The sequence below is a fragment of the Solwaraspora sp. WMMB762 genome (assembly GCF_049179115.1).
GTDB lineage: Bacteria > Actinomycetota > Actinomycetes > Mycobacteriales > Micromonosporaceae > Micromonospora_E.
On record NZ_JBMHMD010000001.1, the window covers coordinates 319,566 to 345,793 of the forward strand.

Genomic DNA, 26,228 nt, shown 5'->3' on the forward strand with positions numbered 1-26,228 from the left:
CCCAGTCCGGGCGGGCCCGCACGGTTGACAGGATGGGCCCATGATCGAGCAACGTCGTCGGTCCGGCCCGTCGTCCACCTCGGGCGTCGGCCGGGCCCTGCGGGTGGTGGTCGCGGTACTGGTCGGGTCGGCGGCGGTGGTCGGTGCGGTGCGTCTGGTCGCACCGGCCACCGCCGGACCTGAGGCGGAACCGCCCGGCGTACGGCGTCAGCTGACCTTCCTGCGGGCGGCGCTGGACGACGGGGCCGGTGAACAGGCGCAGCAACTCTTCCCGGAGGGCTACTTCTTCAGCCACGCCCTGTACGGGCTGGCCTGGGTCGACCTCGGGCTGCGCGCCCCGGCCGGTGGGCGGACCGAGGCGCTGGCCGAGGCGCGGTGGGCGTTGACCAGACTTGAGTCACCGGCCGGCCGGGCACCGTTTTCCGCCGACCTGACCCCGGCGTACGGCGTGTTCTACCAGGGCTGGACGAACTGGCTGCGCGGCGGCGTGCTGAGCCTGCAACCACCGGACGGTCGGGACCCGGCCGAGTTGGCCCGGTTCACCGGGGCCGCGGCGGACCTCGGCACGGCCTTCGACACCACGTTGGACACGACCGGGTCGCCGTACCTGCCGGCGTACCACGGGCAGGCCTGGCCGGTGGACTCCACGGTGGCGGTGGCGTCGCTGCGGCTGCACGACAGTCTGTTGCCGGACCGCTTCGACGGTACGGTGGCGCGTTGGCTGGCCGGCGTACGGCAGCGTCTCGACCCGGCCACCGGCCTGCTGCCACACCGGGTCGATCCGGTGACCGGCGCGCCGGCCGAGGTGGCCCGGGGCACCTCGCAGAGCCTGATCCACCGGTTCCTGCCGGAGATCGACACGGCGTTCGCCCGCGAGCAGTATCTGACCTTCCGGGACGAGTTCGTGGCCTCACCGCTGCGGCTCGGCCCGGCGGTGCTGGAGTACCGGTCCGGCACCAGCGGCCCGGCCGACGTCGACTCGGGGCCGCTACCGCTGGGGGTGAGCCTGTCCGCCACCGTGGTCACCCTCGGCGCGGCCCAGGTGCACGGCGACGCGGCGTTGGCCGGCGCGCTGGCCAGCTACGGCGACTTCGCCGGCCTGCCGGTCGACACCCCGACCACCCGGCGGTACGCGTTCGGCCTGATGCCGATCGGTGATGCGTTCCTGGCCTGGTCGAAGACCGCGCGGCCGTGGGTCGCCGCCGCCGGTAAGCCGCCGCCGGCAAGTGTCTCCTGGACGTGGCGGCTGCCGCTGCTGGCGTTGCTGTGCGTCGTCGCCGTGCTGCCGTGGCTGCCCGCGCTGGTCCGCCGCCGGGCGGCGAGCAGGACAGCCGGTGAGCCGGTGAGCCGGTGAGCCGGCCGACAATGGCGTACGCCCCGAGGGGTCACCTCGGGGCGTACGCTCGGGGCGGCTCACCGTCGACGGGTCATCTACCGGTGAGCCGGGTCACGGGTCAGCTGGTCTCCAGCGCCCCCGCCGACCGGCCGCACACCTGGCGCAGCGCCCAGTCCTCGACCTGTACGTCACCGGCGGTGACCTGGGTCTGGCGGGTCTGCGGCATGTAGCCGTCCTTGGCCACGATCATCGTGACCGGGTTGTGCCGGTGGTCGAGCCAGTGGGCGTAGCCGCCGTCGGCGTCGGTGGTCAACGGCAGCTCCATCGTCCACGTGCTCAGTTGCACCGTCGCCCCGGTGATCGGGGTCCGGTCGCCGTCGCAGCCCACGGCGGAGACCGTACCGCTGATCTTGCCCCAGGTGTCCGGCGGGGTGACGGTCATCGTCACCGGCACCGTGTCCACCGCGTACGGCGTGTCCTCGAAGACGGTGACACCGGTGGTGTAGGTGCCCGGCTGGGCCACCTCGGCCGTCAGAGTCAGCGTCACCGTTAGGCTCTCGCCGGGGGCGATCGTGGCACTGCCCGGGTCCACCGTCAACCATTCGGTGTCCGTCATCGACCCGCACTGGTCGAAGCCGGGCAGCAGCTCCACTGTGTTGGTCGGCTGGAATCCGGAGATCGCCGATCCGCCGACCCGGTAGAGCCCGCAGGCGCTGCCCGGCCGGAAACCGGGGCTGTTCGCCGCCGGCAGGCTCGACCACGCGTCGGTCGCCGGGTCGTAGGCGTACCCCTCGTTGGTGATCGCCTGGGTGCCGGTGCCGCCACCGGAGATCAGCAGCTGGTTGTCGGCGGCCTGGTAGGCCGAGCCCCACAGGTTCACCGGCAGGTCCGCCACCTCCGTCCACGCGTCGCTGGCCGGGTCGTAGGAGTAGCTGGCGGTCACCGGCTGGCTGTTGGACAGTCCACCGGCGCAGACGATCCGCCCGGCGACCGCGCCGCAGGACTGCCAGGCGATCGGCATCGGGTAGTTGGCGACGGTCTCCCAGGCGTCGGCCCGTGGGTCGTAGCGGAACACCTGGTCGCTGTACGGAGCGCAGCTGGTCGTGGTGCAACCGCCGACCACGTACAGCTGACCGTCGAGCACCGCCGATCCGGCGGCGGCCGACGCGGCCGGCACGTCGGCGCCCGTGCTCCACCCGCCGGTGGCCGGGTCGAAGATCAGCGTGTCGGTGTTCAGCGTGCTCCACCCACTGACCAGGTAGACCTTGCCGCCGATGACGCCTTCGGCGGCCTGGCTGCGGGCACCGTACGGCATGTCGTCGAGCCGGGACCAGGCCTGGGCGGCCGGGTCGTAGACGTACACCTCCGCCAGCGACGACCCACTGGCCCCGCCGAACGAGTACAGCTTGCCGTCGACGGTGACCGCGCTGTTGTCCATCACCGTCCGGGGCAGCCCCGGCAGGCTGAGCCACGGCTCAGCCGCAGGGGTTGCCGCCGGTGCGGCACCCGGCCCGAACGCCGCCGTCGCCGGCGCGGCTCCGGCGAGCTGCTCGATCGGCGCGTCCAGCGGAATCCGGCGGACCGGTGCTCCCGGAGCCGCCGCGATCTGGCGCGACGCCGCCCGCGAACCGTCGGCGCGCTGGATCTCGAAGTCGCCGGCCCGTTCGCTGAGCTCCACCTCGGCCGGCGCGCCGCCGGTGTTGGTGACGGTGACCTCGGCGGTCGTGGTTGCGCCGAGCGGCACGGTCGCCTCGACCGGCGTACCGGTGACGGTCAGCTGCCCGGCGGCCAGCTTGTAGTTGTGCCGGGTGGTCCAGTCCTCGGTGACCTCGGCCCACCGGGTCAGCTCCGCGTACTGGTTCACCGAAGCGGTGATCCGGTGCCGGCCGGCGGGGGAGAACAGGGCGTAGAAGCCGTCGTCGAGGTCCGGGTCCTGCGGCGTCGCGACGGTACGGGTGCCGACGGAGCCGTCCACCGGCGTCACCTCGGCGTCGGCCAGCCCGGCGCCGGTGTTGGCGTCCCGGACGAAGCCGACGGCCAGCCCACCTTCGACCTTGACACACTCGAACTCGGTCTCGGCGATCCAGTCCACCGCGTTGCTGAAAACCCTCGCGCTGTCGTCGTGCCAGGTCTGCGGCCCGGTGTTGTAGCTGGCCGCGTGCATCGACAGCAGCACGTGCCGGTTGTTCGTCCGCTGCTGCACCCCGATGCCGACGCCTACCCTGCCGACCTCCGAGGTGACGGCGTTGGCGACCACCATCCGCCCCTCGCCGCCGTAGGCGTCGAAGAAGCCGTAGTACTTGGAGTAGTTGTCCGTCTCGTCGAAGGCGATCCGTCCGCCGAGCGGGAACCCTTCCACCACCGGGTGTTCCTGCATCACCTGGTACGACAGGTCGCCCTCGGTGTCGTAGACGATGCCGCTGCTGCGGGTCCCCGGGTTACCGGTGTACTGGTTGAGCATGTAGATGCCGTTACCACCCACGTTGGACCAGGTGTCCAGGAACAGCACACCCACGCCGGCCGCGTCGGTGTCGGCCAGGAACCGCAGGAACGTCTCCTCGCCGGGGTTGCTCGGCCGGTTGACGATGATCGCGTCGTAGCCGGACACGTCGGTGTCCCAGCCGACCTCGGTGGTCGGGACGCCCTGGTCGTCGAGGAAGGTGCCGATCTTTCCGGCTTCGTCGCCGAGGATCCCGATCCCGGCGGAGAAGGCGTAGCCGGGTGCGGAGGCACACCGCTGCACCGGCGCGGCCACGTCCATGGTCCGGTTGCCGCCGTGCACCTGCACCGGCTGCTCGACGGTGCCGTAGCCGTCGTACTGTGGCTCCACCACCAGGGTGTACGTCGCGTGGGCCGGCAGGACCAGCCGGTACCGGCCGTTGAACGGGTTGGTGAAGGTGCTGACCTCGGTGCCGGCCACGCTGACCTTGGCGTACAGCGGCCAGCCGTGCCCGGAGCCGTCCCGGACCAGCCCGCTGAGCGTCATCGTCGGCAGCGCGGTCAGCGCGACGTCCTCGATCGTCGTCCCGCCCAGGGTGATGGTCACCTCGGTGCTCTGCTCGGCGTAGCCGAACGCGGTGACCGTCACCGGGTATGTCCCGACGGTCAACCGGGCCGAGTAGGAGCCGTCCGCCGCGGTGACCCGCTCCCGGACCGTCTCGCCGCCGATGGTCACCGTCGCGCCCTCGACCGGCGCGCCGGTCGCCGCGTCCGTGACCACCCCGGACAGGGTGCCGGTATCACCGACCGGTGCCGCCTCCAGCAGCGCCAGCGCGTCGAGACGGCCCTCGCCGTACACGTTGTTGTCCGCGCCGGTGCCGCCGCACTGCGGGTCGGCGGTGTCGATCGCGGTCTGGTCCAGCAGCCGCTTCGTCGCGTCGGTGTCGCCGATAAGCGACGGCGCGGCCGACCACAGCAGCGCCACCGTGCCGGCGACGTGCGGGGCGGCCATCGAGGTCCCGTTCTCGCTGTAGTAGCTGTCGCCCGGTCCGGACGAGCGCACCGCGACCCCTGGCGCGGAGATGTTCGGCTTGAACTCGCCGTCCTGGCCCGGTCCACGGCCGGAGAAGTAGGCGATGTCGTTGTTGACGTCGTACGCGCCGACCGAGTAGTTGATCGTCCGGGTGCCCGGCGAGCCGCCGGACTGGCAGCCCAGCTCACCGCTGTTGCCGTTGGACCAGATGCCGAGGATGCCGGCGGCGTCCCAGGCCAGCATCACGTCCTCCATGAACGGATCCACCGACGGCTGGCGGCTGCCCCACGAGTTGTTGATCACGTGTGGCCGTTTGCCGGCGTCTGGGTTCTGCCCGTTCAGGTCGGTCGGCTCCAGCAGCCACTGGCCGGAGGCGACCAGCGCCGCGTCGCTCGGGCAGCAGCCGTTCGCCGCGATCCAGTTCGCCTCGGGCGCGACGCCGATCCGGTTGCCGGTGCCGCCGTCGCCGACCATCGTGCCCATCGTGTGGGTGCCGTGCGAGCCCCGGTCACACGGTGCCGCGCTGCACCTGCTGTCCGCGTCGAACCAGTTGTAGTTGTGGTCGAACGTGCCGTCGCCCAGGTTGCCCCGGTACTGGGCGACCAGCGCCGGGTGGTCGAACTGGACACCGGTGTCGAGGTTGGCGACGGTGATGCCGGCGCCCTTGGTGCCGAACTGCTCCCACACGTCGTCGGCGTTGATGTTGGCGATGCCCCACTCGACGTCCTCGGCCTGGGTCCCACGCTCACCCGCACCGTCGGCGTCGTCGCGGGCCGGCTCGTCCGGGGTCGGCTCGATCAGCTGGTACTCGACCGGCTGGTAGAGGCCTTCGACGTCGGGCCGGGCCGCCAGCTCCTGGGCCAGCATCGACGATCCGTCCCGTACGTAGATCGCGTTGCTGGCCCAGAACGCCTGGTAGGTCACGCCCTCGGTGTCGAGCAGGTGTCGGACGCTGGTCTGGCTGGTGGCAGCGGTGGTCCGCAGCGCCTCGGCGACCGCCTCGCCGCGCGCCGTCCAGTCGTCGATCTGCCGCGCCTGCGCCAGGTCGGCCCGCTCGGCGAACCGGATCCACAGGTCGGTGCTGCCGTCGGACTGCAGCGACCGCTCCAGCTCGGGCTGGATCTTGTCGGCGACGCCGCGCGCCGGGTCACCGCCCGGATCGGGGCCGGGCCGGGGTGCCGCCGCCGCCGGATTCGGTGCGGCCAACGCCACACCGGCCAGCAGCACCAGCGACAACGCTCGTGCGATGGGTCTCATTGGGGGTTCCTTCCGTGGGATCGGCCACGCGGGTGGGCACGCCGTGCCCTTCACAGGGGTTGGTACGGGTCACGGCGTTCCGCGCTGCAGGTCGCGCAGGTACCGGTGCCACCGTCGGGTGCCGCGTCCGCGCCCGCCTCGGGTCCGCCGGGTACGGGTCGGTCGGATTCGGGGTCGGATTCGGGCGCGGGTTCATCCGTTGACCGCCGTGGTGGCTCGTGCATGCAAGTCATGCTGCTGAGCCGGCGGATCGTTAGCTATCCAGCAGATACGTCAAAGAATCGACCGGTCGCGGTCGATGTGCCCGATCCGGTTTCGACCGGGTTGCCGGGCCGTTTCAGCCGTCCGCCGCTAGGACGCCCGCCTCCACGGCGGCGACCGCCAGCGCGGTACGGCTGGACACCCGCAGCTTGCGCATCGCCGACCGCAGCTGCTGATCCACTGTGGCCGACGACTTGGCGAGGATCCGGCCGATCTCCCGGTTGGTGTGCCCGGCCACCACCAACCGGACCACGTCCAGCTCGCGCGGGGACAGCCGGTCGCCGTACCCTTTGCGGCCGCCCCGCCACCGGCGCGGCACCTCCCCGCCGTGTTCGCGCAGCCGCCGCGCCACCCGGTCGGCGGCACCGCGCGCGCCGAGGTCGGTCAGCCCGTCGTACACCTCGCCCAGGATCGTCCGTCCCGGCTCGACCCGCCCGGCGGCCAGCAATGCCAGCGCCTGCCGTTCCCGGGCGAGCAGCGCGTCGTACGGGCGGGGCAGCGCCGCCCACGCGCGGGCGGCCCGGTTGAAGCCGGCCGCCGCCCGGTCGTGGTCACCAGCGGCGGCGGCGAGTCCCGCCTGGCATACCGCCAGCGCGGCCGCCGGGCCCGGCGCGGCCCGGCCGCGTAGCCCGCTGGCGAAGCGGCGCACCAGGTCGGCCGCCTCGTCCGGTCGTCCGGCGGCGAGCAGCGCCGCCACCCGCGCCGGCGCGATGTCGGTGGCCCACACCCAGACCCGCTTGGCGGCGACCGCCCCGATCGGACCATCGGTGACCCGCAACGCCCGGTCGGCCTGCCCGTCGTCGAGCCACAGCCGGGCCAGCATGGCGGCCGGCTCCACCGTGTCGTCGACCGCGCCGCGCCGGGCCGCCTCGTCCAGCACCACCTGGAACTGCTGCTCGGCGTGGCGTAGCTGACCGGTGGCCGCGGCCAGCCGTCCGGCCAGCCGCAGACTCGCCAGATAGACGCCCGGCCGGTCCCGGTCCGCCTCGGCCAGTTGGGCGGCCCGGTCGGCCAGGCCGTCCCACCGGCCGGTGAACCAGTCCAGGTTGGCCTGTTCCACCAGGACGTTGTAGCGCAGCCGGACCAGACCCTCGGCGTCGGCGAGAGCCAGCGCCACCGACAGGTGCCGACCGGTTTCGGCGTACCGGCCCCAGATCAGCGCCCCGGTGCCGACGTTGGCGTGGATCCGGGCGATGTCGCGCCGTTCGGCCGCCGACGCGCCGTCGGTAGGCAGCCCGGCCACCACCTCCCAGGCCTGCGGCTCGCCGAGCATCAGCAGCGCCGCCGCCCGGTTGCCGGCCAGCGACATCCGGTCGGCGGCGGACGGGATCCGCGGAATCAGCTCGGCGGCCCGGCGCAGCCACCGCAGATGGGTGGTGGCCGGCCACGGGCCGGCGTACGCCCAACCGAGGTAGGTCATCGCGCGGGCCGCCTCCACCGGGTCGGCGAGGTGCTCCACCGCCCGGCCGAGTTCGGTGAGCGCGGCCTGCGCCTCGCCGCCGATGATCAGCAGCCGGCCCAGCGGGTTGCGGATGTCGGCCTGCTGCCGCGCGGTCAGCTCGGTCGACTCCAGCACGGCACGCAGGGTGGCGACCACCCGGTGGTAGACGTCGTCGACCGGCTCGCGACGGCCGAGCGCGGCGACCGCGGCGGTACGGGCGATCCGGGCCCGGTCCGGTGCTGCCAGCTCCGCGACGGTCAGCAGTTCGTCGAGGGTGACCGCGGCGGTGGTGTGGTCGCCGGAGGCGATCATCCGATCGGCGGCGGCCTGCGCGTACCGGGCCCAGCGTGCCACGTCACCCGCCTCGCGGAAGTGTCGGGCCAGCTGGGCGACGGGCGGCGGATCCAGACCCTCGACCGCCTGTCCGGCCCGCAGATGCAGCGTACGCCGTTCGGGGTGCGCGATGGCCTCGTAGACGGCGGTGGCGGCGAGGGCGTGCCGGAACCGCCACCGACCGCCGCCGGGGTGGTCACGCTCGTCGCTGTCCAGCAGACCGGCGGTGGCCGCCTCGGTCAGCCCGGCCCGGCAGGCCCGGGTCAGCAGGCCGGCGGTGGCAGCCAGGGTGGCCTCGTCGGCGGGTTCGCCGAGTACGGCGGCGGCGCGCAGCACCCGCTGGGCGGCCTGGGTCAGCCGGCCGACCCGTTCCCGGGTCGAGTCCCGCACCGACGCCGGCACCTGCAGCTCACTCAGGCTCAACCGCACCCAGCGTCCGTCCCGGAACACCACGTCGGCCCGGTCACACAGCAGGCGTACCGACTCCTCGACCATCAGCGGCACGCCGCTCGTGCGCTGGTGCAGGAAGGTGGCGAACTCGGTCGACATGGGATTGCCGTCCAGCATCGACGACACCATCGCCGCCGTGTCGGCCACGTCCAGCGGCGCCAGGGTGATCCGCAGCCGGGCGCCGCCACCGGACGCCGGCCGGGACAGCCGCAGCAGCAGCGAGCGGTCGTCGACTTCCTCGGGGCGGTAGGTGACCAGCAGGCTCGGCCCACCGGGGGCCGGTCGGGCGGCGAGGAACACCAGGAACTCCTGGGTGACCTCGTCGGCCCAGTGCGCATCCTCGACGACGAGCAGGTCGACGTCGAGCGCACGGATCAGCTCGTCCAACGCCCGGAACAGCCGGTGCCGGGCCGCGGTGGCGTCGTCCACCGGGTCCAGTGGCGGTGGCAGCTCGGCCGACCATTCCGGCACGAGCGGGCGCAGTGCCCCGGCCAACGCGCTCAGCCGTACCCCGGCCAGCCGTGGCCGGACGTCGCGCAGCGCGTCCACGATGGGCGCGAGAGTGAGTGACTCGCGTAGCGGTGGGCAGACCGCCAGCAGGGTGCCGGGGCGTGGGCCGTCCGCCGTGGTCGACGTCTCCCGCACCAGCCGGCTCTTGCCGATCCCCGCCTCACCCTCCAGCAGGACCACCGCCGGGGGACGGGCGAGCGCCGTGGCCAGCGCCGCCATCTCACCGGACCGTCCCACCAGCCGTGGCGTGGCGATCGGCATCGCCGTGCCCGCCGCCGCAGCGTGCCCGCTCACCCGCATCGTCGGAGCGTATCCCGCACGTCGGATGCTGTAGCGGGCCGTCGATGCCGCCTCGGCCGGCCCGGGAATCCCGCCCTTGTCGTGATCCGGACCGTGGCGACCGTGGTGACCACGGTCGCCGTTCGACTATTGTCAAGGAGGATTCAGAATTCGCCCGACGTCCGGGTCGACCACTATTTGAATCCATCCGGTCTGTTCACTCCGCATCAACCCCCTTTGTTGATGCCCGTTGGGTGTTGTGGCTTCTCGTGGGCGGACCGGGTTGTCCACACCGATCGAGACAGGAGTTCGGCACATGATCAGCAATGCCATGCTGCAGCAGGCGGGCACCATTCTGGGGCAGGTCGCCAACGGCGTGAACATCGTCGTCGTCCCGCAGTCGATGTCCGTCGGCACGGCCGATAACCCGGCCATCTGTCTGAAGTCGGCGATTCAGGTGAACTGGGTGAAGAAGCAGATGGACGCGCCCGAGGTCCGCAAGTACGTCGAGGGCGACGTGGACTGGGACGGGATCATCGGCACCGTCGCGATCGACACGCTGGTGATCCAGGAAGGGGTCTTCGACGGTACGGTTGCCTACCGCTCAGCGGTGATCTGGCACGAGCACGGGCATGTCCTGCACGGCAAGACCGAAAACGGAAACGTCTACCTGTACGAGGTCACGAATCTCACCAACAACGTCGCCACGCTAGGCAATGCGGAGGTCCGGGACGTTTTGGAGAAGAGGTCCGGGGCGTACCGGGCGGCGGTGGATCCGGGCATCGCGGCGCTGCGCGCGTTTTTGCAGCAGAATTGGCAGATCACGCTGTAAGGGCCGCCGCGACGCGGGTGCCGTCCGCCGCGCGGCTCAGGCCCTTGCCGCCCGTACGGACCGCGACCCACGCGGAGCCGTGGGACCGGAGTCCGCCGCGTGGGCCGCGTGCCAGCAGGTGCGGTTCACTACCGGGGTCACTGCGACGTGCGGGTCAGTCCGACTCGGGTCGCAGTACGATCCGGGCGAGCAGGTCCTGGCCGTCGCGCAGCCCGTGTACGCCGACCTCGGCGTCGACGTCGAGACTGGACAGCTCCACCTCGTCGCCGTCGTCGATCACCCGGCACTCGTCGGTGCAGGTCCAGTCGAGCACGAAGCCGTCCGCCGACTCGACGCTGATCGTGGTGCCGTCGATGGAGCCGACCGTGCCGCGCTGCACGACGAGCGTCCGCAGTCCGTTGTCGGTCTGTACGGTCATCTCGCCGTGCAGACCGGCACCGCCCGCCCCGAGACCGCGCAGCCAGCCGGCACGTGGGCCGGGTCGCCCCCACGGGCCACGGCGGCCGTCCCACCAGCCGGGGCGGTCGTCGCCGGCGAGACCGAAGTCGCTGTAGTCGACGGTGTCGACCGCAGCGACCGGGAGCGGATCCGCAGCGGTGCGGGAGCCGTCGGACGAGCCGCCGAACCCGCAGCCGGTGAGGGTCAGCAACGCGACCGCGCCGGCTGCAGCGCCGGTGAATGCCTTGGTGCCAACTGATTTTCTCATGTGGTCAGCATCGACCACCGACACGAAGCCACCGTCAGGTCGATGTTCGGATCAGGTAAGGCGTCCGGCGGCGCAGTCGGTCCGACGGAGGCAGCCGAGCTACCGGGCCGGTCGGCGCGGCAGCCGTACGGTGAAGACGGCGCCGCCGCCGGGGGAGTGGCCAGCGGCGATCCGTCCGCCGAGACGGTGGGTCAGCCCGGCGGCCAGGGCCAGCCCGATCCCGGTACCGACCGACCGTTCGCCCCGGTACCGGCGGTGCAGGGCACCGCGTTCGAAGATCACCGCGAGGTCGTCGTCGGTGAACCCCGGTCCGTCGTCGTGCACCTGCACCGCGACGGAGTCCGGCTGCACTGCGACGGAGTCCGGCTGGCCGGTGGCGGAGCCCGGTTGCCCGGCGGCCGGTTCCGGCGGTACGCCGAGCCGTACGGTGCCGCCGGCCGGCACTACCCGCAGCGCGTTGTCCAGCAGGATGTCGACGACCTGCCGGAGCCGTCCCGGGTCGGTGTGGACGGTCACCGGTGTCGCCGGTGGGGTCAGGACGACCGTCACCCCGTTGCCGGCGAACCGGGGGCGCCAGGCGTCGACGGCGTCGGTGAGCAGCGCGCCGAGGTCGACGTCGACCATTTCCAGGGCGAAATCGGAGGCTTCCAGCCGGGCAAGCGCCAGCAGGTCGCCGACCAGACGGTCCAGCCGCTGCGCCTCGCCGAGCATGATCCGTCCGGTACGCGCGGCACCGTCGGGATCCACGACGCCGTCGGCGATCGCCTCGGCGTACCCGCGCAGCGTGGTCAGCGGGGTACGCAGCTCGTGCGAGATGGACAGCAGGAAGTCCCGTTGCCGGGCCTCGCTGACGGCGAGCGCGGCGGCGAGGTCGTTGAGCGCGCGGGCCAACTGCTCGGCCTCGACAGGCGGATCCAGCGGTACCCGTACGGTGCGGTCCCCGGCGCGCAGCCGCTGCGCCGCGTGGGCGGCGGCCCGGATCGGCCGGGACAGCCGGGCGGCGAGCAGCACCCCGGCGATCAGGCCGGCGGTGAGCCCGGCGGCCAACGCCAGCCACAGGTTGCTCCAGACCAGGCGGCCGACTCCCGGGCGTACCGGCTGGAGCAGCACGACCGCCGTGCCGCTGCCGGTGGGCCGTCCTTCGATCAGGGTCGGCTGGCCGTCGACGCGGGCCGGCCGGCGGCTGGTCACCGGCGCACCGGCGGCGAGCCGGCGGACCACCTGGCCGGGCAGCTGCCGAGGCGCCGCCTCGCCGGGCCGGACGAGCAGCACCTCGATGCCCTGGTCGGTCAGTTCGCCGGTCAGCCGGCCGGCGAGAGCCGTCCGCGTGCCGGCCGGCGCGTCGGTGACGGCCGCCGCGACCAGGTCGGCCTTGGCGGCCAGCGAGGCGCGGGCGCCGCGTTCCGTGCCCCGGACCCCGAGTGGGATGGCGACCGCTGCGGTGACCAGCACCGACAGCAGGGCGACCGTGCAGGCGACCCCGACGGTACGGGCGGTGAGCGTGCCGGTGAGCCGCCGCCAGCCGGACCGCTGCCCGGGCCACGGCCGCTGCGGCTCAACCATCGGCGGTGTAGCCGACGCCGCGTACCGTGCGGATCACGGTGGCGGCGGTGCCGAGCTTGGCCCGCACCTGGGCGACGTGCACGTCGACGGTGCGGGTGCCGGCGTGGGCGGCGTACCCCCAGACGGAGGCGAGCAGCTCCTCGCGGGTGTAGACCCGTCCGGGGCGGCGCATCAGGTGGTCCAGCAGGTCGAACTCGGTGGAGGTGAGGGCGACCGGGTGGGAGTCGGCGGTGACGGTGCGCCGGGCCGGGTCGAGGGTGACGCCACCGACGGTACGGACCGGTTGACCGCCGGGCGTGCCGAGGCTGCGGCGGCGGATGGCCCGCACCCGGGCGACCAGTTCGCGAGGGCTGAACGGTTTGGTGACGTAGTCGTCGGCGCCCAGCTCCAGGCCGACGACCCGGTCGACCTCGTCGTCACGGGCGGTGAGGAAGATGACCGGGGTCCAGTCGTCGTCGGCGCGCAGCCGCCGGCAGATCTCGGTGCCGGAGATGCCGGGCAGCGCGATGTCCAGCACGGCCAGCACCGGGCGCAGCCGTCGGGCGGCGGCCAGCCCGCTGTCCCCGTCGGCGCAGACGTGTACGCCGAACCCGTCGCGGGTGAGGTACAGCCGGATCAGGTCGGCGATCGGCTGTTCGTCCTCGACGACGAGCACCAGTCCCCGGTCCGGCTGCGGTGCTGCGGTCACCCGCCCATCATGGCGGGACCGGAAAACGGCCGCATCAGTTTCCGGTACGGATCAGGTAAAAGTCGCTGCTGGCGGGTGATTCCCGGATTGCGAACCGGACCGGATGCCGCATCAAATCAGATCACGGTCAATAACTGTACGGGCACGTTGTGTATTCATTAGGCTGACTCCACATCGCTCCTCATGAATGGAGGTGGACCAGTGTCTGTCCGCACTGGATCCCACAACGGCCGCGGCTTCGTCCGCCGCGGCATCGCCCTGCTCGCCACCGCGCTGCTGACCGCCACCGCCGCCGTGGCCGGCACCGCCGCGCCGGCCCAGGCAGCCGTGCCCGACCGCTGGGGCTTCGCCTACCTGCAGACGCCCACCCCGGCACCCGGCACCGTCCTCGACGCCACCCGGCAGTGGGGCGGCTGGAAGGCCACCGCGCCCGCGCTCTGGGCGACCGTCGACCAGATCGGCCTCGGCCGCTACCGGGTGCGGTTCCCGTTGACCGCCTCGGCCAACGGCGTCGCCCACGTCACCGCGGTCGACAACGCACCGCGCTGGTGCCAGGTGTTCCAGAACTTCCCGTCCGGCACCGACCAGATCGTCGTCGTCCAGTGCTACCGGCCCGGCGGAGCGCCGGACAACTCCCGCTTCGTCGTCGACTACACCTCCGCCTCCGGGGTGCTGCCACCCGGGTCGGACGCGTTCGGCTACGTCAAGGCGAACCCGCTCGGCGCGCTGATGTCGTCGTACAACTCGGCCGGTGCCGGCAACGTGGTCACCCAACTCGGCACCGGCTTCTACGAGGTGAAACTGAACGGACTCGGCACCGCCCTGCTGGACGGCAACCTGCAGGCCACCGCCGAGCACCCGAACGTCGCCCGGCGGTGCAAGATCGCCCGGTGGACCTCCAGCGGCGGCACCATCCTGGCGTACGTGTTCTGCTTCGACGCCGCCGGATCGATGGCCGACACCTGGTTCAACCTGACCTACCATCGGCAGCGGCCGGTCTTCGGCTCGGTGCCGCCGACGCGGTTCGCCTACCTGTGGAGCCCGGGGCTGGGCGGGCCGACCGACTTCAACTCGGCCGGCGGGGTCAACACCATCATGGTCTCGGGCGTCGGGCAGTACCTGGTGACTCTGCCGTCGGTCGGTTTCCAGCGAACCACCGTGCAGGTCACCGCCTTCGGTACCACCCCGGACTACTGCAACCTGCAGACGCCGTGGATCCTCTCCGGCAACACGGTGTTCGTCCGCAACGTGATCTGCTTCAACGCCGCCGGCGCGCAGACACCGAACAATTTCTTCCTCACCTACTCGTCGAGCGTCTGACCGGCGAGGAGCCTGACCGGTGAGGGGTCGGGGCGGATACCGCCCCGACCCCTCACGTACGGGTCGGTCAGGCCAGACCAGCCCGGCGCAGCGCGTCGGCGAGCGCACCCTCGGGCTGGCCCCCGCCGCGCTGGCTGTCCCTGCCGCCTCTGCCGCCCCGGCCGTCCTTGCCGACCTGGCCGCTTCGGCCGCCTTTGCCGTCGCGGCCCTGCTGCCGGGGCTGCCCGCCCCGGCCGGGGCCGCCGCCCCGGCCGCCGTCCGCGCCGTCCCGCTGACCCGGGGCGCGGCCGGCACCCGGCTCGTCGTCCAGCCGCAGCGTCAACGAGATCCGTTTGCGGGCGACGTCCACGTCGAGCACCTTCACCCGGACGATGTCACCGGGCTTGGCCACGTCCCGGGGATCCTTGACGAACGTCTTCGACATCGCCGACACATGCACCAGACCGTCCTGGTGCACCCCGACGTCGACGAACGCACCGAACGCGGCCACGTTGGTCACCACGCCCTCCAGCACCATGCCGGGCCGCAGGTCGGCGAGGGTCTCCACGCCGTCGGCGAAGGTGGCGGTACGGAACGCCGGACGCGGGTCGCGGCCCGGCTTCTCCAACTCGGCGAGGATGTCGGTGACCGTCGGCAGACCGAACACGGCGTCGACGAACTTCTCCGGCCGGATCCGGCGCAACGTCTTCGTGTCGCCGATCAGCGTCCGCAGGTCACTGCCGGTGTCGGCGAGGATCCGACGGACCACCGGGTACGCCTCAGGGTGCACACTGGACGAGTCGAGCGGGTCGTCACCGTCGCGGATGCGCAGGAAGCCGGCGCACTGTTCGAACGCCTTCGGCCCCAGCCGGGCCACCGTCCGCAACGCCTCCCGGGACCGGAACGGCCCGTGCGTGTCGCGGTGCAGCACGATGTTCTCGGCCAGTCCGGCACCGATGCCGGAGACCCGGGTCAGCAGCGGTGCGGACGCGGTGTTCACGTCCACCCCGACCCCGTTGACGCAGTCCTCGACCACGGCGTCGAGCGACCGGGACAGCTTCGTCTCGGAGATGTCGTGCTGGTACTGCCCGACGCCGATCGACCGAGGGTCGATCTTGACCAGCTCGGCGAGCGGGTCCTGCAGCCGGCGGGCGATGGAGACCGCGCCGCGCAGCGACACGTCGAGGTCCGGCAGCTCCTGAGAGGCGTACGCCGAGGCCGAGTAGACCGACGCGCCGGCCTCGGAGACCATCACCTTGGTCAGCTGCAACTCGGGGTGCCGGGCCATCAGGTCGGCGACCAGCTTGTCGGTCTCCCGCGACGCGGTGCCGTTGCCGATCGCCACCAGGTCCACCCGGTGCGCGGCGGCCAACTTCGCCAGCGTGTCGATGGCAGCGTCCCACTGCCGGCGCGGCTCGTGCGGGTAGACCGTCTCGGTGGCTACCACCTTGCCGGTGGCGTCCACCACCGCCACCTTCACCCCGGTCCGGATACCCGGGTCCAGACCCATCGTGGCCCGGCTGCCGGCCGGCGCGGCCAGCAGCAGGTCCCGCAGGTTGGCGGCGAACACCCGGACCGCCTCGTCCTCGGCCGCCTGCCACAACCGCATCCGCAGGTCGGCGCCGAGGTGGATCAGGATCCGGGTACGCCACGCCCAGCGGACCGTGTCGGCCAGCCACTTGTCCGCCGGTCGACCCTGGTCGCTGATGCCGAACCGGCCGGCGATGATCGGCTCGTAGCTGCTCGGCCCGGCGACGGCGTCGGCCGGCACCTCCTCCGGCTCCATGGTCAGGTCGAGAACCTGTTCCTTCTCGCCCCGGAACATGGCCAGCACGCGGTGCGACGGCAGCCTGGTGAACGGTTCGGCGAAGTCGAAGTAGTCGGCGAACTTGGCCCCTTCGGTCTGGCGTCCCTCGCGTACCCGGGAGGTGAGCCGGCCGTGCGACCACATCCGCTCCCGCAGCCCACCGATCAGGTCGGCGTCCTCGGCGAAGCGTTCCACCAGGATCGCCCGCGCGCCGTCGAGCGCCGCCGCCGCGTCGGCCACACCCTTGTCGGCGTCGACGTAGCCGGCGGCCGCGGTCCGCGGGTCCTGACCCGGATCGCCGAGCAGCAGATCCGCGAGCGGCTCCAGGCCCGCCTCGCGGGCGATCTGCGCCTTGGTCCGCCGCTTCGGCTTGTACGGCAGGTAGATGTCCTCCAGCCGGGCCTTCGAATCGGCCGCCATGATCTGCGCGGTCAGCGCCTCGTCGAGCTTGCCCTGGCTGCGGATCGACTCCAGGATCGCGTCGCGGCGCTCGTCCAGCTCGCGCAGGTAACGCAGCCGCTCCTCCACGGTACGCAGCTGCGCGTCGTCGAGCATCCCGGTGGCTTCCTTGCGGTACCGGGCGATGAACGGCACCGTCGCGCCGCCGTCGAGCAGTTCGACGGCGGACGCCACCTGCCCGGCCCGTACTCCCAGTTCTTCGGCGATCCGCTGATCAATCGCTGTGGTCACGTCGCGTGCCCCGCTCCAACTCCCCGGCTGCCGGACGGGGGTGCTCCCGCCCGGCCCGATGCCTGTGGCCCGGCACCCGTCGTGCGGCCGGTGCCGGGGACCACGGTGGGTGGTCCGGGGAGCATTCTGCCGGCTACCGGCGGTCGGTGTCGCGCCACCACGCGACCCGGTCGACGGCGCAGGTCACCAGGCGATCGACGTGTCCCGCTGCGGCCACAGCCGCACCGCCAGCCGGGACCGTGGCACCGGGTGGTTGATCGCGTCGACCACCGCCGTCAGCTGCGGGTCGAGCCGGCTCGCGGTGGCCGTCAGTTGCCGCCGCACCGTCGCCCCGTACATGGTCACGAACCAGCCTTCGGTGCCGGTGGCGCGGACGATCTGGGCCAGCGCGGCGGTCCGGGCGTCCAGCGGGACGACCCGGCCGAGGGCGTGGCCGAGTCGGACCCGGGGGCCGACCGCACGGACCGGATCCATCGCCGGGAACCGGGTCGTCATTCGGCGGGTCACCGGATGGCGGACCTGTTCGGTGCGCAGCACGCCGAGCGTCTCCAGGTCCTCGGCGACCACCCCGGGCAGCCCTGGTCGCATCAGGGCGATCCAGTCCGGCACCGGTTGGCGTTGTTCCAGCCGCAGTTCGGCCAGCAGCGGGTCGGCGACCGGGTCACCGAGCGGCTGCCCGTCGACCGGCACCAGCAGGCCGTCGCGGACCTCGGCACGACCGGCGAGGATCAGCGTGGCGATCGCGGTGCCGGCGAGCCCGGCACCGAGCAGATCCCGGCCGACCATCGGTCGGCCGGTGCTGTCGTCGAGCGCAACCAGGAAGAACTCCTCGGTCAGCGTCAACTCCGTCGGAGTTCGAGCACGGCGCATCGAGTCGTCCCCTGCGGCGGTTTCTGGTGCGCGAGCCGAGCAGGGCCGCGGGAACGGCCCGGCAAGGATGGATGACCTTGCTGAAGCGGAACCTTACGACGCCGGACCAATCAGCTCAAGCCATTCCTTTGTTGGAAACCGGTGAATGTTCCTTCGACAGCGCCGAAATGCCACCCCGGACCAGGTATCGCACCGGCGCCGGGTTAGCGTCTGCTGGTGGACCCGGCACCAGCAGCAGTCCGGTCGGCCACCCCGCCGGCCGGGGACCTCCGCGCCCGCCGCCTGTCCGGCCGACGGGCCGCCGCCGCCAGCGATCTGGCGGCGAGTCCGTTCCGGGCCGACCGGGACCGGATCGTCTCCTCACCGTTCTTCGCCCGGCTCGGCGGCGTGACCCAGGTGATCAGCCCGGGCGGCTCCGGCCTGCTGGTGCACAACCGGCTCACCCACAGCCTCAAGGTGGCCCAGGTGGGCCGGGCTGTCGCCGAGCGGCTGACGGCCGACGAACGGCACCGGACCCTGCTCGACGAGCTCGGTGGCTGCGATCCGGACGTGGTCGAGGCGGCGGCGCTCGCCCACGACCTCGGCCACCCGCCGTTCGGGCACCTTGGGGAACGGGTGCTGGACCGGGTGGCCCGGCACCGGCTCGGTCTGCCGGACGGTTTCGAGGGAAACGCCCAGTCCTACCGGATCGTGACCAGCACCGAGATCCGGGGCGAGGCGGCCGTCGGTCTGGACCTGACCGCGGCGGTGCGGGCCGCCATGCTCAAGTACCCGTGGACCCGGCGCACCTATCCGCAGCCGCATCCGAGCCTGCTGCGCCCGGCGCCCCGTGGTGCCGCGGTCGCGCCCGACGATCCGGCGGTCGGGTCGGTCAAGTTCGGCGCCTACACCACCGAGGCGGCCGACCTGCGGCAGGCCCGGGCACCGTTCGCCGGGGTGATCGAGCCGTGGCAGCAGACCGTCGAAGCGTCGATAATGGACATCGCCGACGACATCGCGTACGCCATCCACGACGTGGAGGACTTCCACCGGGTCGGCGTACTGCAGCAGGGCCCGGTCGCCGGTGAACTCGTCACCTGGCAGCGGTCCGCCGCCGAGCTGCGGGAGCTCACCGACGCGGAGATCGCCGCCAGCGCGCACCGCCCCGGCCGGTCCATCGAGCGGCTCCGCCGCCAGCTGCACCGTAAGGACAGCTGGATCGCCTCCGACGAGGCGTTCGCCGCCGCCGTCGAACACGTCCGTCAGGAGCTGGTTGACGGCCTGCTGATGGTGCCGTTCGACGGGTCGATCGAAGCGGAGGAGAGCATCAGCACGTTCTCCGCGCGCTGGACCCGGCGGCTGGTCGGCGCGATCGGCGTCACCGCCGACCCGCCGGTACGCTCCGGCCACGTGCTGCTGGCCACCGCCCAGTGGCACGAGGTGCAGGTGCTCAAGTTCGTGCACCACCGGTTCGTCCTCGCCCGGCCGGACCTGGCGCTGCACCAGCGTGGTCAGGCCGATCTGCTGGCCACCCTGGTCGACGCGCTGCACGCCTGGGTGACCGACCCGGACGAGCAAGGGCGGCTGCCCCGCCGGCTGCACGACCTGGTCGAGTTGGCCGAGGCCGAGCTGGCCGCGACCGTCGGCAGCGACACCCCGTCCGGGGCGGGCGGTACCCCGCGCGACGGCCTGACCGGCGCCCCGGGCCGCGGTCGGGTGGACGGCCTGGCCGCCGCCGCTCAGGGCCGGGCGATCATCGACTACGTCGCCTCACTCACCGACGGCCAAGCGGTTGCGTTGCTGGGCGCGTTGACCGGCCGGTCCGGGCAGCTGTGGACCGACGCGTTCGTGCTGTGACCGAGCGTTCGTGCGGTGACCGGCCCGTCCCGGTGGTGAGTGCCGGTCCCGGCGGCGGTCAGTCCCGCCAGCCGTAGTCCAGGCCCACCAGGCTGGTGCCGACGGTGACCCGGGCCAGTACGCCGACCAGCGCCGACCGCCGCTGGTCGCGACTGACCACGTCGGCGGCGTCGGCGTTCAGCTGTACGTACCGCTGCCACACCTGCTGTTCGATCTCCTCGGCGTTGATCAGGGAACGGTCACATTCCGTGTCGGGGCAGGCGTAGTGGCGGGTGCCGTCGTCGGTGCTGGCCGGAATCAACAGGCGGTCGCCGCACCACAGCAGACCGCGCAGGATGTAGAGGTCGGAACCGGTCGTGTCACGGCGTGCAGGGTTGACCATGATGCCCATGTCTCATCGCCTCCTGCCAGTGTGTACGGGCCGGAGAGGTGTCCGGTTCGCCGGATCACCGCAGCGATGGGCGGGCTGTCGTGACTGGGCGGGCGGCGTCAGGAGCGACGGCCGCCTCCCGGCCGGAGGTTCTGCAGCCGCACCTGACCCCGGGCGATCAGCTGACCGTCACTGTCGGTGATCTGGACCTGCCACAGTTGCTGGCTGTAGCCGCGGTGGACCGGCGTGCCGACGGCGATCAGCTCTCCGCCGGAGGCCGCCTTCAGGAAGTCGGTCTGGTTGGCCACCCCCACCACCCGGCCCTCGTCACCGAGCCAGGTCGCCGCGCCGAGGCTCGCCGCGCTCTCCACCAGGGCGCAGTACACCCCGCCGTGCACGATTCCGAACAGCTGGTGCAGCGCCGGGGTCACCGGCAGCCGTAGCTCCACCCGCTGTGCGGACACCGCTACGGCACGTACGCCGAGCTGTGCGTCGAACCCACCCAATGGCCTGTCCATGGTGCCTCCCGTCGGCGGCGGGCGGTGCCGCCCCGTCGGCGAGCGTAGTCAACCCGTGAGAGCGTCCCGCCGGGGATCCGGCCCGGTCTGCTGCCGGTCCCGCTCCTGCGGTCTGGCCTGCGGTCCGGGCGGCGGAGAGGCCTGCGGTCCGGCCTGCGGTCCGGGCGGCGTTGCCGGCGAAGTCGGCCTGAGCCGACGCATCGCCGGTAGCTCGACCCACCGGTGCAGCGGCACCGCCAACAGGTAGGACCCGACCAGGAACGTCAGCGCCAACCCGACCGCCTGCCAGGCGGTCCACTCCCGGTCCCGGCCGACGAGGTGCATGACGGTCACGATCACCACCAGATGCAGCAGAAAGAACCCGTACGACACCTCGCCGAGATGGACCGCGACCCGGTGCCGCCACCAGGATCGCCGGCCGTGCAGATCGGCCAGTGCCGCTGCCGGGACCAGCAGGCCGATCGTCACGATCGTCGCCGCGGTGTCCCGGGCCTGCGCCGGCAGCCACTCGACGGCGAGATAGTTCGCCACCCACAGGGCGGTGGCGACCGGCAGTCCCGGCCCTCGCCAGGCGCCGCGCCGCACCAGCAGCGCGAGCACGATGCCGAGCAGGAACTCCAGCATCCGAACCGGCGGGAAGATGTAGACGAACCAGCGGCGGTGTTCCGCCGCGACCAGCAGGTCGGCCACCAGCGGCATCAACCAGACGGCGGTCGGCAGTGCGACGGCGCCGACCCGCAACGCCGTCGTGCCGAGCCGGCGCAGTCCCGCGTACAGCAGGGGGAACGCCAGGTAGAACGCCATCTCGCAGGAGAGCGACCAGGTGACCGGGTTGATGCCCAGGTAGTACACGTCCGACGGATGCCAGGCCTGGACCAGCGGCGCCGAGAAGGCGAGCAGCCGTGGCCAGATGTCCGGCAGCCGTGCCGTCAGCACCAAGCCGACGACGGCCGGCACCAGGGCGACCAGATGGGCCGGGTAGACCCGTGCCAGGCGTCCCCACCAGAACCGGCCCGGCCGGTAACCGGGGCGGACCGACCAGGTGAGGACGAAGCCGGACAGCACAAAGAAGAACGAGACGCCCAGGTCACCACCGTTGAACAGGATGCCGGCGATCCGACTGTCCTGCGGGTCGGCCAATGGGATGAACGAGTAGGCGTGCACGCCGAAGACCAGCAGCGCCGCAGCGAACCGCAGCCCGGTCAGCGACGGCAGCCGGCCCGGCGAGGGAGGGGTGGCAGGCACCGGGCCAACGATATCCACCGGCGTCGTACCTCAAACCAGCGATCTCCATCCGCGCCGTACCCCAAGCGGACGATTGGTCGGCGGTGTGGCAGCGATCATCAGCCGCGACCGATCGGCTCCGCCGTGGCGGGCCCGGCCTGACCAGGCTGACCGCCCCGTCGCCTTGGTATGGTGTCGGCCTGTTCGACGAATCAGCCGGTGAATGACATGTGCGCAGGGGCCATCGTGACGCGACCCGCGGCGCCGGGGACGGGACGGGCCTTGTCGTCGTCGTTGCCGGCACTGGTGTTCCTGGCGTTCGGTGTCGTCGCCGCCGCGCTCTACGCGGCGTTCGACACGCCGATGGTCGCCGGACCGGCCTTCACCGTTGCCGGGGTGGGGGGAGCGCTCGCCGTGACCCTGGGCCCCCGCTGGCACCGGGCCCAGCCTCGCTGGGCCTGGCGGATGCTCGCCGTCGCCTGTGTGTGCTTCCTCACCGGAGCGCTGGCCCGGCCGTGGGCGGTCGAGCAGGACGGGCCGTACGCGCTGACCGCCGACGCCGCCACCGTGCCGGGCTACCTGTTCATGCTGCTCGGCCTGGCCGGCCTGCTGCGCACCCGGGGCCGGCTGCCCTCGCACGCGGTGATCGACGGTCTGATCGTCTTCATCGGCGCGGCGCTGTGCTCCGTACTGCTGCTGGCGGTGCCGGCGGGCAGCATCGCCGACCGTCCGCCCCTGGTCTCCGCCCTGGCCGCGCTGTATCCGATCTTCGACGTGATCCTGATCCTGCTGCTGGTCAGCCTGGCCTTCACCACCGCCGTACGGCGGCCGAGCTACCTGCTGCTGGTCGCCTCCATGAGTCTGCTGGTGGTCGGCGACGTGCTCTACGCCATCATCGGAGTCTCCGGTCAGCTCACTGGATCCCGGCTGCTGGATCTGCCGTTCCTGCTCGGTTTTCTGCTGATCGGTGCCGCCGCCCTGCACCCCTCGGTGGTCGACCTCGGTCAGGCGGCCCGGTTACCGGTGCAGGCGTGGTCCTGGCAGCGGCTGCTGCTGATCGGCCCGGCGCTGGCCGCGCCGTTCCTGCTCACCGTCTTCGTCTCCGGCCGGTCGACAGCCGACCGGCTGGCACTCGGCGTGGGCGGTGCCGCCATGGTGGTGCTGCTGATGATGCGGGCGGTCTCTGCGGTCCAGGGGTACGCCGCCGCGCAACGGCGCTACGAACACCGCGCCACCCACGACCCGCTGACCGGACTGCCGAACCGGTTGATGCTCGCCGCCGAGGTGCGCCGGCTGCTCACCATCGGTCGGCCAGCGGACGCCGGGGTCTGGGTGTTCTTCCTCGACCTCGACGGCTTCAAGCTGGTCAACGACTCGTGGGGGCACCACGCTGGCGACCAGCTGATCGCGCAGGTGGCGGCCCGACTGCGGGCGGCGCTGCCGGCCGCGGCGACGGTCGCCCGGGTCGGCGGGGACGAGTTCGTCGTGGTTCAGTTGGGCAGCCGCGCGCAGGCCGTGGCGCTGGCCGACCGGATCATCGACTGTGTACACGAACCGCTGCGGATCAGGCAGGTCGAGGCGGTGATCACCGCCTCGGTCGGGATCGCCGGGACCCAGCTCGACGACGGTGGCGCCGGTGACGATCCGCCGGTGACCGCCGACGCGTTGCTGCGTGACGCCGACACGGCCATGTACCAGGCGAAGGCGGATGGTCGCGGCCGCTGGGTGATGTTCGACGCGTCGATGCACGAGCGGGTCCGCGAGCGGGTGGAGATCGAACAGGCCCTGCGGATCGCCCTCAGCGAGGACGATCTGCGGATCGCCTTTCAACCGATCGTCGACCTGGAAAGCGGCGGCCTGATCGGCGCCGAGGCGTTGCTGCGCTGGGAACATCCGGGCCGGGGCAACATCTCACCGGCGGTGTTCATCCCGATCGCCGAGGACACCGGGCTGATCGGCCCGATCGGACGCTGGGTGCTCGACCGGTCGGTGCGGCAGTTGGCGCAGTGGCGGGCGGTCGGCACGGTGACGGCGGATTTCTGGATGTCGGTGAACGTGTCGCCCCGCCAGTTGCGTGACCCGGGTCTGATCCGGGCGTTGGATGACGCGCTCGACCGGCACCGGGTGCCGGCCTCCGTCGTCGTCCTGGAGATCACCGAGTCGGTGATGATCGACCCGACCAGCGTCACCGGCCAGGTCCTGGCGGACCTGCGGCAGCGGGGGATCCGGATCGTCGTCGACGACTTCGGCACCGGGTTCTCCGCACTGGGCTATCTGCGCAAGCATCCGGTCACCGGGGTCAAGGTGGACCGGGCGTTCGTCGCTGGCCTCGGCCAGAGCGCCAAGGACGAGGAGATCGTCCGGGCGGTGGTGGCGATGAGCAGCGCCCTCCACCTGACCGTGGTCGCCGAGGGGGTGGAGACCCCGCTGCAGCAGGGCGTGCTGGCCGTCCTCGGCGTGCTGTTCGGGCAGGGCAGGCTGTGGGGAGAGCCGGTCGGCCCGGCTGAGTTCGCCCGACGGTGGGCGAGCCGACCCGCCGACCCGGTGGACGGGCCGGCGGTGCCGGCTGCCGGGCAGGTTCAGGGGCGCGGCGGCAACTCGTAGAGCCAGAACGTCTGCTCGTCCAGCCGGGTCGCCCGCGCTCCCTCGGTCAACGACTCCAAGGTCTGATGGATGGCCCTGCCCAGGCCGATCTGGTCGTTGCGGCGGCAGATGTCCAACGCCGCGACCCCGTCGCTGTCCTGCACCCGTTGCCACATGTCGGCGATCACCGACTCGAAGATGCCGCTGCCTCGGTACTGCGGATGGACGGCGAAGAAGCCGATGTACCAGATCCGGCGTTGCGCGTACAGATCCGGCCAGCGGTGGGCGAAGTAGTCCGGCGAGATCAGCGGCATCGACTCCAGCTCGTTGGTGAAGGTGGCGAGCGCGGTCAGCAGATCGGGGGACCGGGCATCCCGCCCCAGGTATTTCAGCACCCGGGGGTCGCCCAGTACCTGGTCGAATTCGGACCGGTCCATCACGTGCCGTTGGACCGCGGTGACCCGGAGTTCGTCGAACGCCGTCGTGTACAACTGCCAGGTCGCTTCGGACAGTTCGGGTGGGATGCTCGTTTCGATCTGAATGTGCATTACTGCCCTCCGGGCCCGCGCCGGTAGGCGGGGGTGGACGCGAGCCCTGCCAACGAGTATGAGCGACCGCTGAGCCCAAGGTCAGGCCGCGCCGGCGGCCGAACTTTTCGGCACCGGCACCGATCCGCGGAGCGTCCGGCTGCGTACTGCTGTACGGGCAACGGTGCGCCGTGCCCGCGAACGCCGAGGAGGGGCAGTCATGCAGCGACCGGCACAGGGGGGCGAACCAGCCGCGATCGAACTCGGCCCAGTGCAGCGGCCCGGTACGGTCTGGCCTGGTCCCGCTCCCGGCGAGCCACGCGAACCGGACGACGAGCAGCCGGAGCAGCTCGACCACACCGACCACACCGACCGTCTCGACCACGACGCCGGCACGGACCATCTCGGCCACGACGCCGGCACGGACCATCTCGGCCACGACGAGCCGGTGACCGCGCCGCCGCGCCTGTTGCCGCCGCCGCCGTGGCTGGCCCGGGAACTGGACCGACCGGAACCGGTCACCCCGGCGGTGCCGTTCTTCGACCCGGAACCCGACATGTCCGGGCCGACCGGTCGCAGTCCGCGCCGACTCGCGATGGTCGTCACCGGACTGGTGGCGCTGTTCCTGGTCGCCGCGCTGGTCGGGGCCGGCGTCGTCGACGCGCTGCGAACCACATCGGACACCACGGTCGCTGACTCCCCGCCGCCGGCCAACGATCCCGGTGTGGTCGACCCGGCCGCCGTCGACCCGGAACCCGCCACTGAACGCCTGGTGACCGGCCCGCTCGGCGAACTACAGCAGGCTGAATTCGACCTGGTCAGTGGTACCACGACGGTCAACATCCGGGCCGCCGATCTCGGCGGCGACCTGTACCGGGTCCGGACCCCGATCGACGCGGACGTGCAACCACGGGTGATCGCCGACGGCAACCGGATCAAGCTGCACCTGGTGCCGAACGACCAGTCCGGACCCGGTGTCGTCGACATCGAGCTGCACTCGTCGGTGCGCTGGCAGTTGCGGCTCACCGGCGGCGTCGCGGAACACTCGATCGACCTGACCGGTGCCGAGCTGAGCGGAGTGGACATCGTCGGCGGGGCGGCCCGCATCGAGCTGTCCCTGCCCGCGCCGGACGGCACCCTGCCGGTGCGGATGACCGGCGGCGCCAACCAGTTCCTGATCAACGCTCCGGATGGGCCGCCGGCCCAGGTCCGGTTCGGGTCCGGGGCGGCCAGCGCCACCATCGACACCCGCAGCCACGACGGCATCGCCCCCGGTGCGGTCTTCACCGGCCAGGGCTGGGCGGGCGCGACCGACCGGTACGACATCGACGCCGTCGCCGGGCTGTCCGTGCTCACCCTGCAACGGAACTGACCGA

General features: G+C 72.3%; 17 protein-coding genes. 6 read left to right on the forward strand and 11 right to left on the reverse strand.

Annotated features, from left to right (window positions below):
* Positions 1-40 precede the first annotated feature (40 nt).
* The gene (locus ACN27J_RS01500) at positions 41-1,354 is read left to right on the forward strand and encodes a hypothetical protein (protein WP_421362673.1); all 1,314 of its coding nucleotides are present in this window, start codon (positions 41-43) and stop codon (positions 1,352-1,354) included.
* A 100-nt stretch (positions 1,355-1,454) separates the two neighbouring features.
* Here the strand turns inward: ACN27J_RS01500 and ACN27J_RS01505 are convergent, their stop codons facing one another.
* Both ACN27J_RS01505 and ACN27J_RS01510 read right to left on the reverse strand, forming a co-directional pair.
* Positions 1,455-6,065, reverse strand: a complete 4,611-nt coding sequence (locus ACN27J_RS01505) for a S8 family serine peptidase (RefSeq protein ID WP_421362676.1) — start codon at positions 6,063-6,065, stop codon at positions 1,455-1,457.
* A 337-nt stretch (positions 6,066-6,402) separates the two neighbouring features.
* A complete protein-coding gene (locus tag ACN27J_RS01510) occupies positions 6,403-9,360 on the reverse strand; it encodes an AAA family ATPase (RefSeq protein ID WP_421362678.1) in 2,958 nt (985 codons plus the stop codon).
* Between the two features lie 295 nt (positions 9,361-9,655).
* Here ACN27J_RS01510 and ACN27J_RS01515 point away from each other — a divergent pair, with 295 nt between their 5' ends.
* Positions 9,656-10,171 carry a hypothetical protein gene (locus ACN27J_RS01515; RefSeq protein WP_421362680.1) on the forward strand — a complete coding sequence of 172 codons (516 nt, stop codon included), beginning with the start codon at positions 9,656-9,658 and terminating at the stop codon, positions 10,169-10,171.
* A 154-nt stretch (positions 10,172-10,325) separates the two neighbouring features.
* Here ACN27J_RS01515 and ACN27J_RS01520 read toward each other — a convergent pair whose 3' ends face one another.
* The 3 genes from ACN27J_RS01520 to ACN27J_RS01530 all read right to left on the reverse strand — a co-directional run bounded on the left by ACN27J_RS01520 (position 10,326) and on the right by ACN27J_RS01530 (position 13,128).
* Positions 10,326-10,877, reverse strand: coding sequence for a hypothetical protein (locus ACN27J_RS01520; protein ID WP_421362682.1), 552 nt, complete (start codon positions 10,875-10,877; stop codon positions 10,326-10,328).
* 99 nt (positions 10,878-10,976) lie between these two features.
* Positions 10,977-12,440 (reverse strand): sensor histidine kinase, encoded by a 1,464-nt coding sequence (locus ACN27J_RS01525; RefSeq protein WP_421362684.1) that lies wholly within the window; start codon positions 12,438-12,440, stop codon positions 10,977-10,979.
* On the reverse strand, positions 12,433-13,128 hold the full coding sequence (locus tag ACN27J_RS01530; RefSeq protein ID WP_421362687.1) for a response regulator transcription factor: 696 nt from the start codon (positions 13,126-13,128) through the stop codon (positions 12,433-12,435). The genes ACN27J_RS01525 and ACN27J_RS01530 overlap by 8 nt, the downstream gene beginning before the upstream one ends.
* A 201-nt stretch (positions 13,129-13,329) precedes the next feature.
* On the opposite strand from ACN27J_RS01530, the gene ACN27J_RS01535 reads away from it, so the two are divergent.
* Complete coding sequence (locus ACN27J_RS01535; RefSeq protein WP_421362690.1) at positions 13,330-14,448, forward strand: hypothetical protein; 1,119 nt, start codon at positions 13,330-13,332, stop codon at positions 14,446-14,448.
* A gap of 67 nt (positions 14,449-14,515) precedes the next feature.
* On the opposite strand, the gene ACN27J_RS01540 is transcribed toward ACN27J_RS01535, so the two are convergent.
* Together ACN27J_RS01540 and ACN27J_RS01545 are read right to left on the reverse strand one after the other, a co-directional pair.
* Positions 14,516-16,924, reverse strand: coding sequence for a Tex family protein (locus ACN27J_RS01540; RefSeq protein WP_421362692.1), 2,409 nt, complete (start codon positions 16,922-16,924; stop codon positions 14,516-14,518).
* Between the two features lie 183 nt (positions 16,925-17,107).
* A complete protein-coding gene (locus tag ACN27J_RS01545; protein WP_421362695.1) occupies positions 17,108-17,794 on the reverse strand; it encodes a GOLPH3/VPS74 family protein in 687 nt (228 codons plus the stop codon).
* A gap of 216 nt (positions 17,795-18,010) precedes the next feature.
* Here ACN27J_RS01545 and ACN27J_RS01550 point away from each other — a divergent pair, with 216 nt between their 5' ends.
* A complete protein-coding gene (locus ACN27J_RS01550) occupies positions 18,011-19,630 on the forward strand; it encodes a deoxyguanosinetriphosphate triphosphohydrolase family protein (protein ID WP_421362698.1) in 1,620 nt (539 codons plus the stop codon).
* 58 nt (positions 19,631-19,688) lie between these two features.
* Here the strand turns inward: ACN27J_RS01550 and ACN27J_RS01555 are convergent, their stop codons facing one another.
* From ACN27J_RS01555 to ACN27J_RS01565, 3 genes are all read right to left on the reverse strand, one after another.
* Positions 19,689-20,021 (reverse strand): zinc ribbon domain-containing protein, encoded by a 333-nt coding sequence (locus ACN27J_RS01555; protein ID WP_421362700.1) that lies wholly within the window; start codon positions 20,019-20,021, stop codon positions 19,689-19,691.
* A gap of 98 nt (positions 20,022-20,119) precedes the next feature.
* The gene (locus ACN27J_RS01560; protein ID WP_421362703.1) at positions 20,120-20,518 is read right to left on the reverse strand and encodes a PaaI family thioesterase; all 399 of its coding nucleotides are present in this window, start codon (positions 20,516-20,518) and stop codon (positions 20,120-20,122) included.
* A 48-nt stretch (positions 20,519-20,566) separates the two neighbouring features.
* Positions 20,567-21,763 (reverse strand): acyltransferase family protein, encoded by a 1,197-nt coding sequence (locus ACN27J_RS01565; RefSeq protein ID WP_421362706.1) that lies wholly within the window; start codon positions 21,761-21,763, stop codon positions 20,567-20,569.
* Between the two features lie 225 nt (positions 21,764-21,988).
* Between ACN27J_RS01565 and ACN27J_RS01570 the strand changes: the two genes are divergently transcribed.
* Entirely contained in the window at positions 21,989-24,346 is a 2,358-nt protein-coding gene (locus tag ACN27J_RS01570) for a putative bifunctional diguanylate cyclase/phosphodiesterase (protein WP_421362709.1), read from the forward strand.
* Here ACN27J_RS01570 and ACN27J_RS01575 read toward each other — a convergent pair.
* Positions 24,322-24,873 (reverse strand): GNAT family N-acetyltransferase, encoded by a 552-nt coding sequence (locus ACN27J_RS01575; RefSeq protein WP_421362712.1) that lies wholly within the window; start codon positions 24,871-24,873, stop codon positions 24,322-24,324. The genes ACN27J_RS01570 and ACN27J_RS01575 overlap by 25 nt on opposite strands.
* 199 nt (positions 24,874-25,072) lie before the next feature.
* Between ACN27J_RS01575 and ACN27J_RS01580 the strand changes: the two genes are divergently transcribed.
* Entirely contained in the window at positions 25,073-26,224 is a 1,152-nt protein-coding gene (locus tag ACN27J_RS01580; protein WP_421362714.1) for a hypothetical protein, read from the forward strand.
* Positions 26,225-26,228 lie beyond the last annotated feature (4 nt).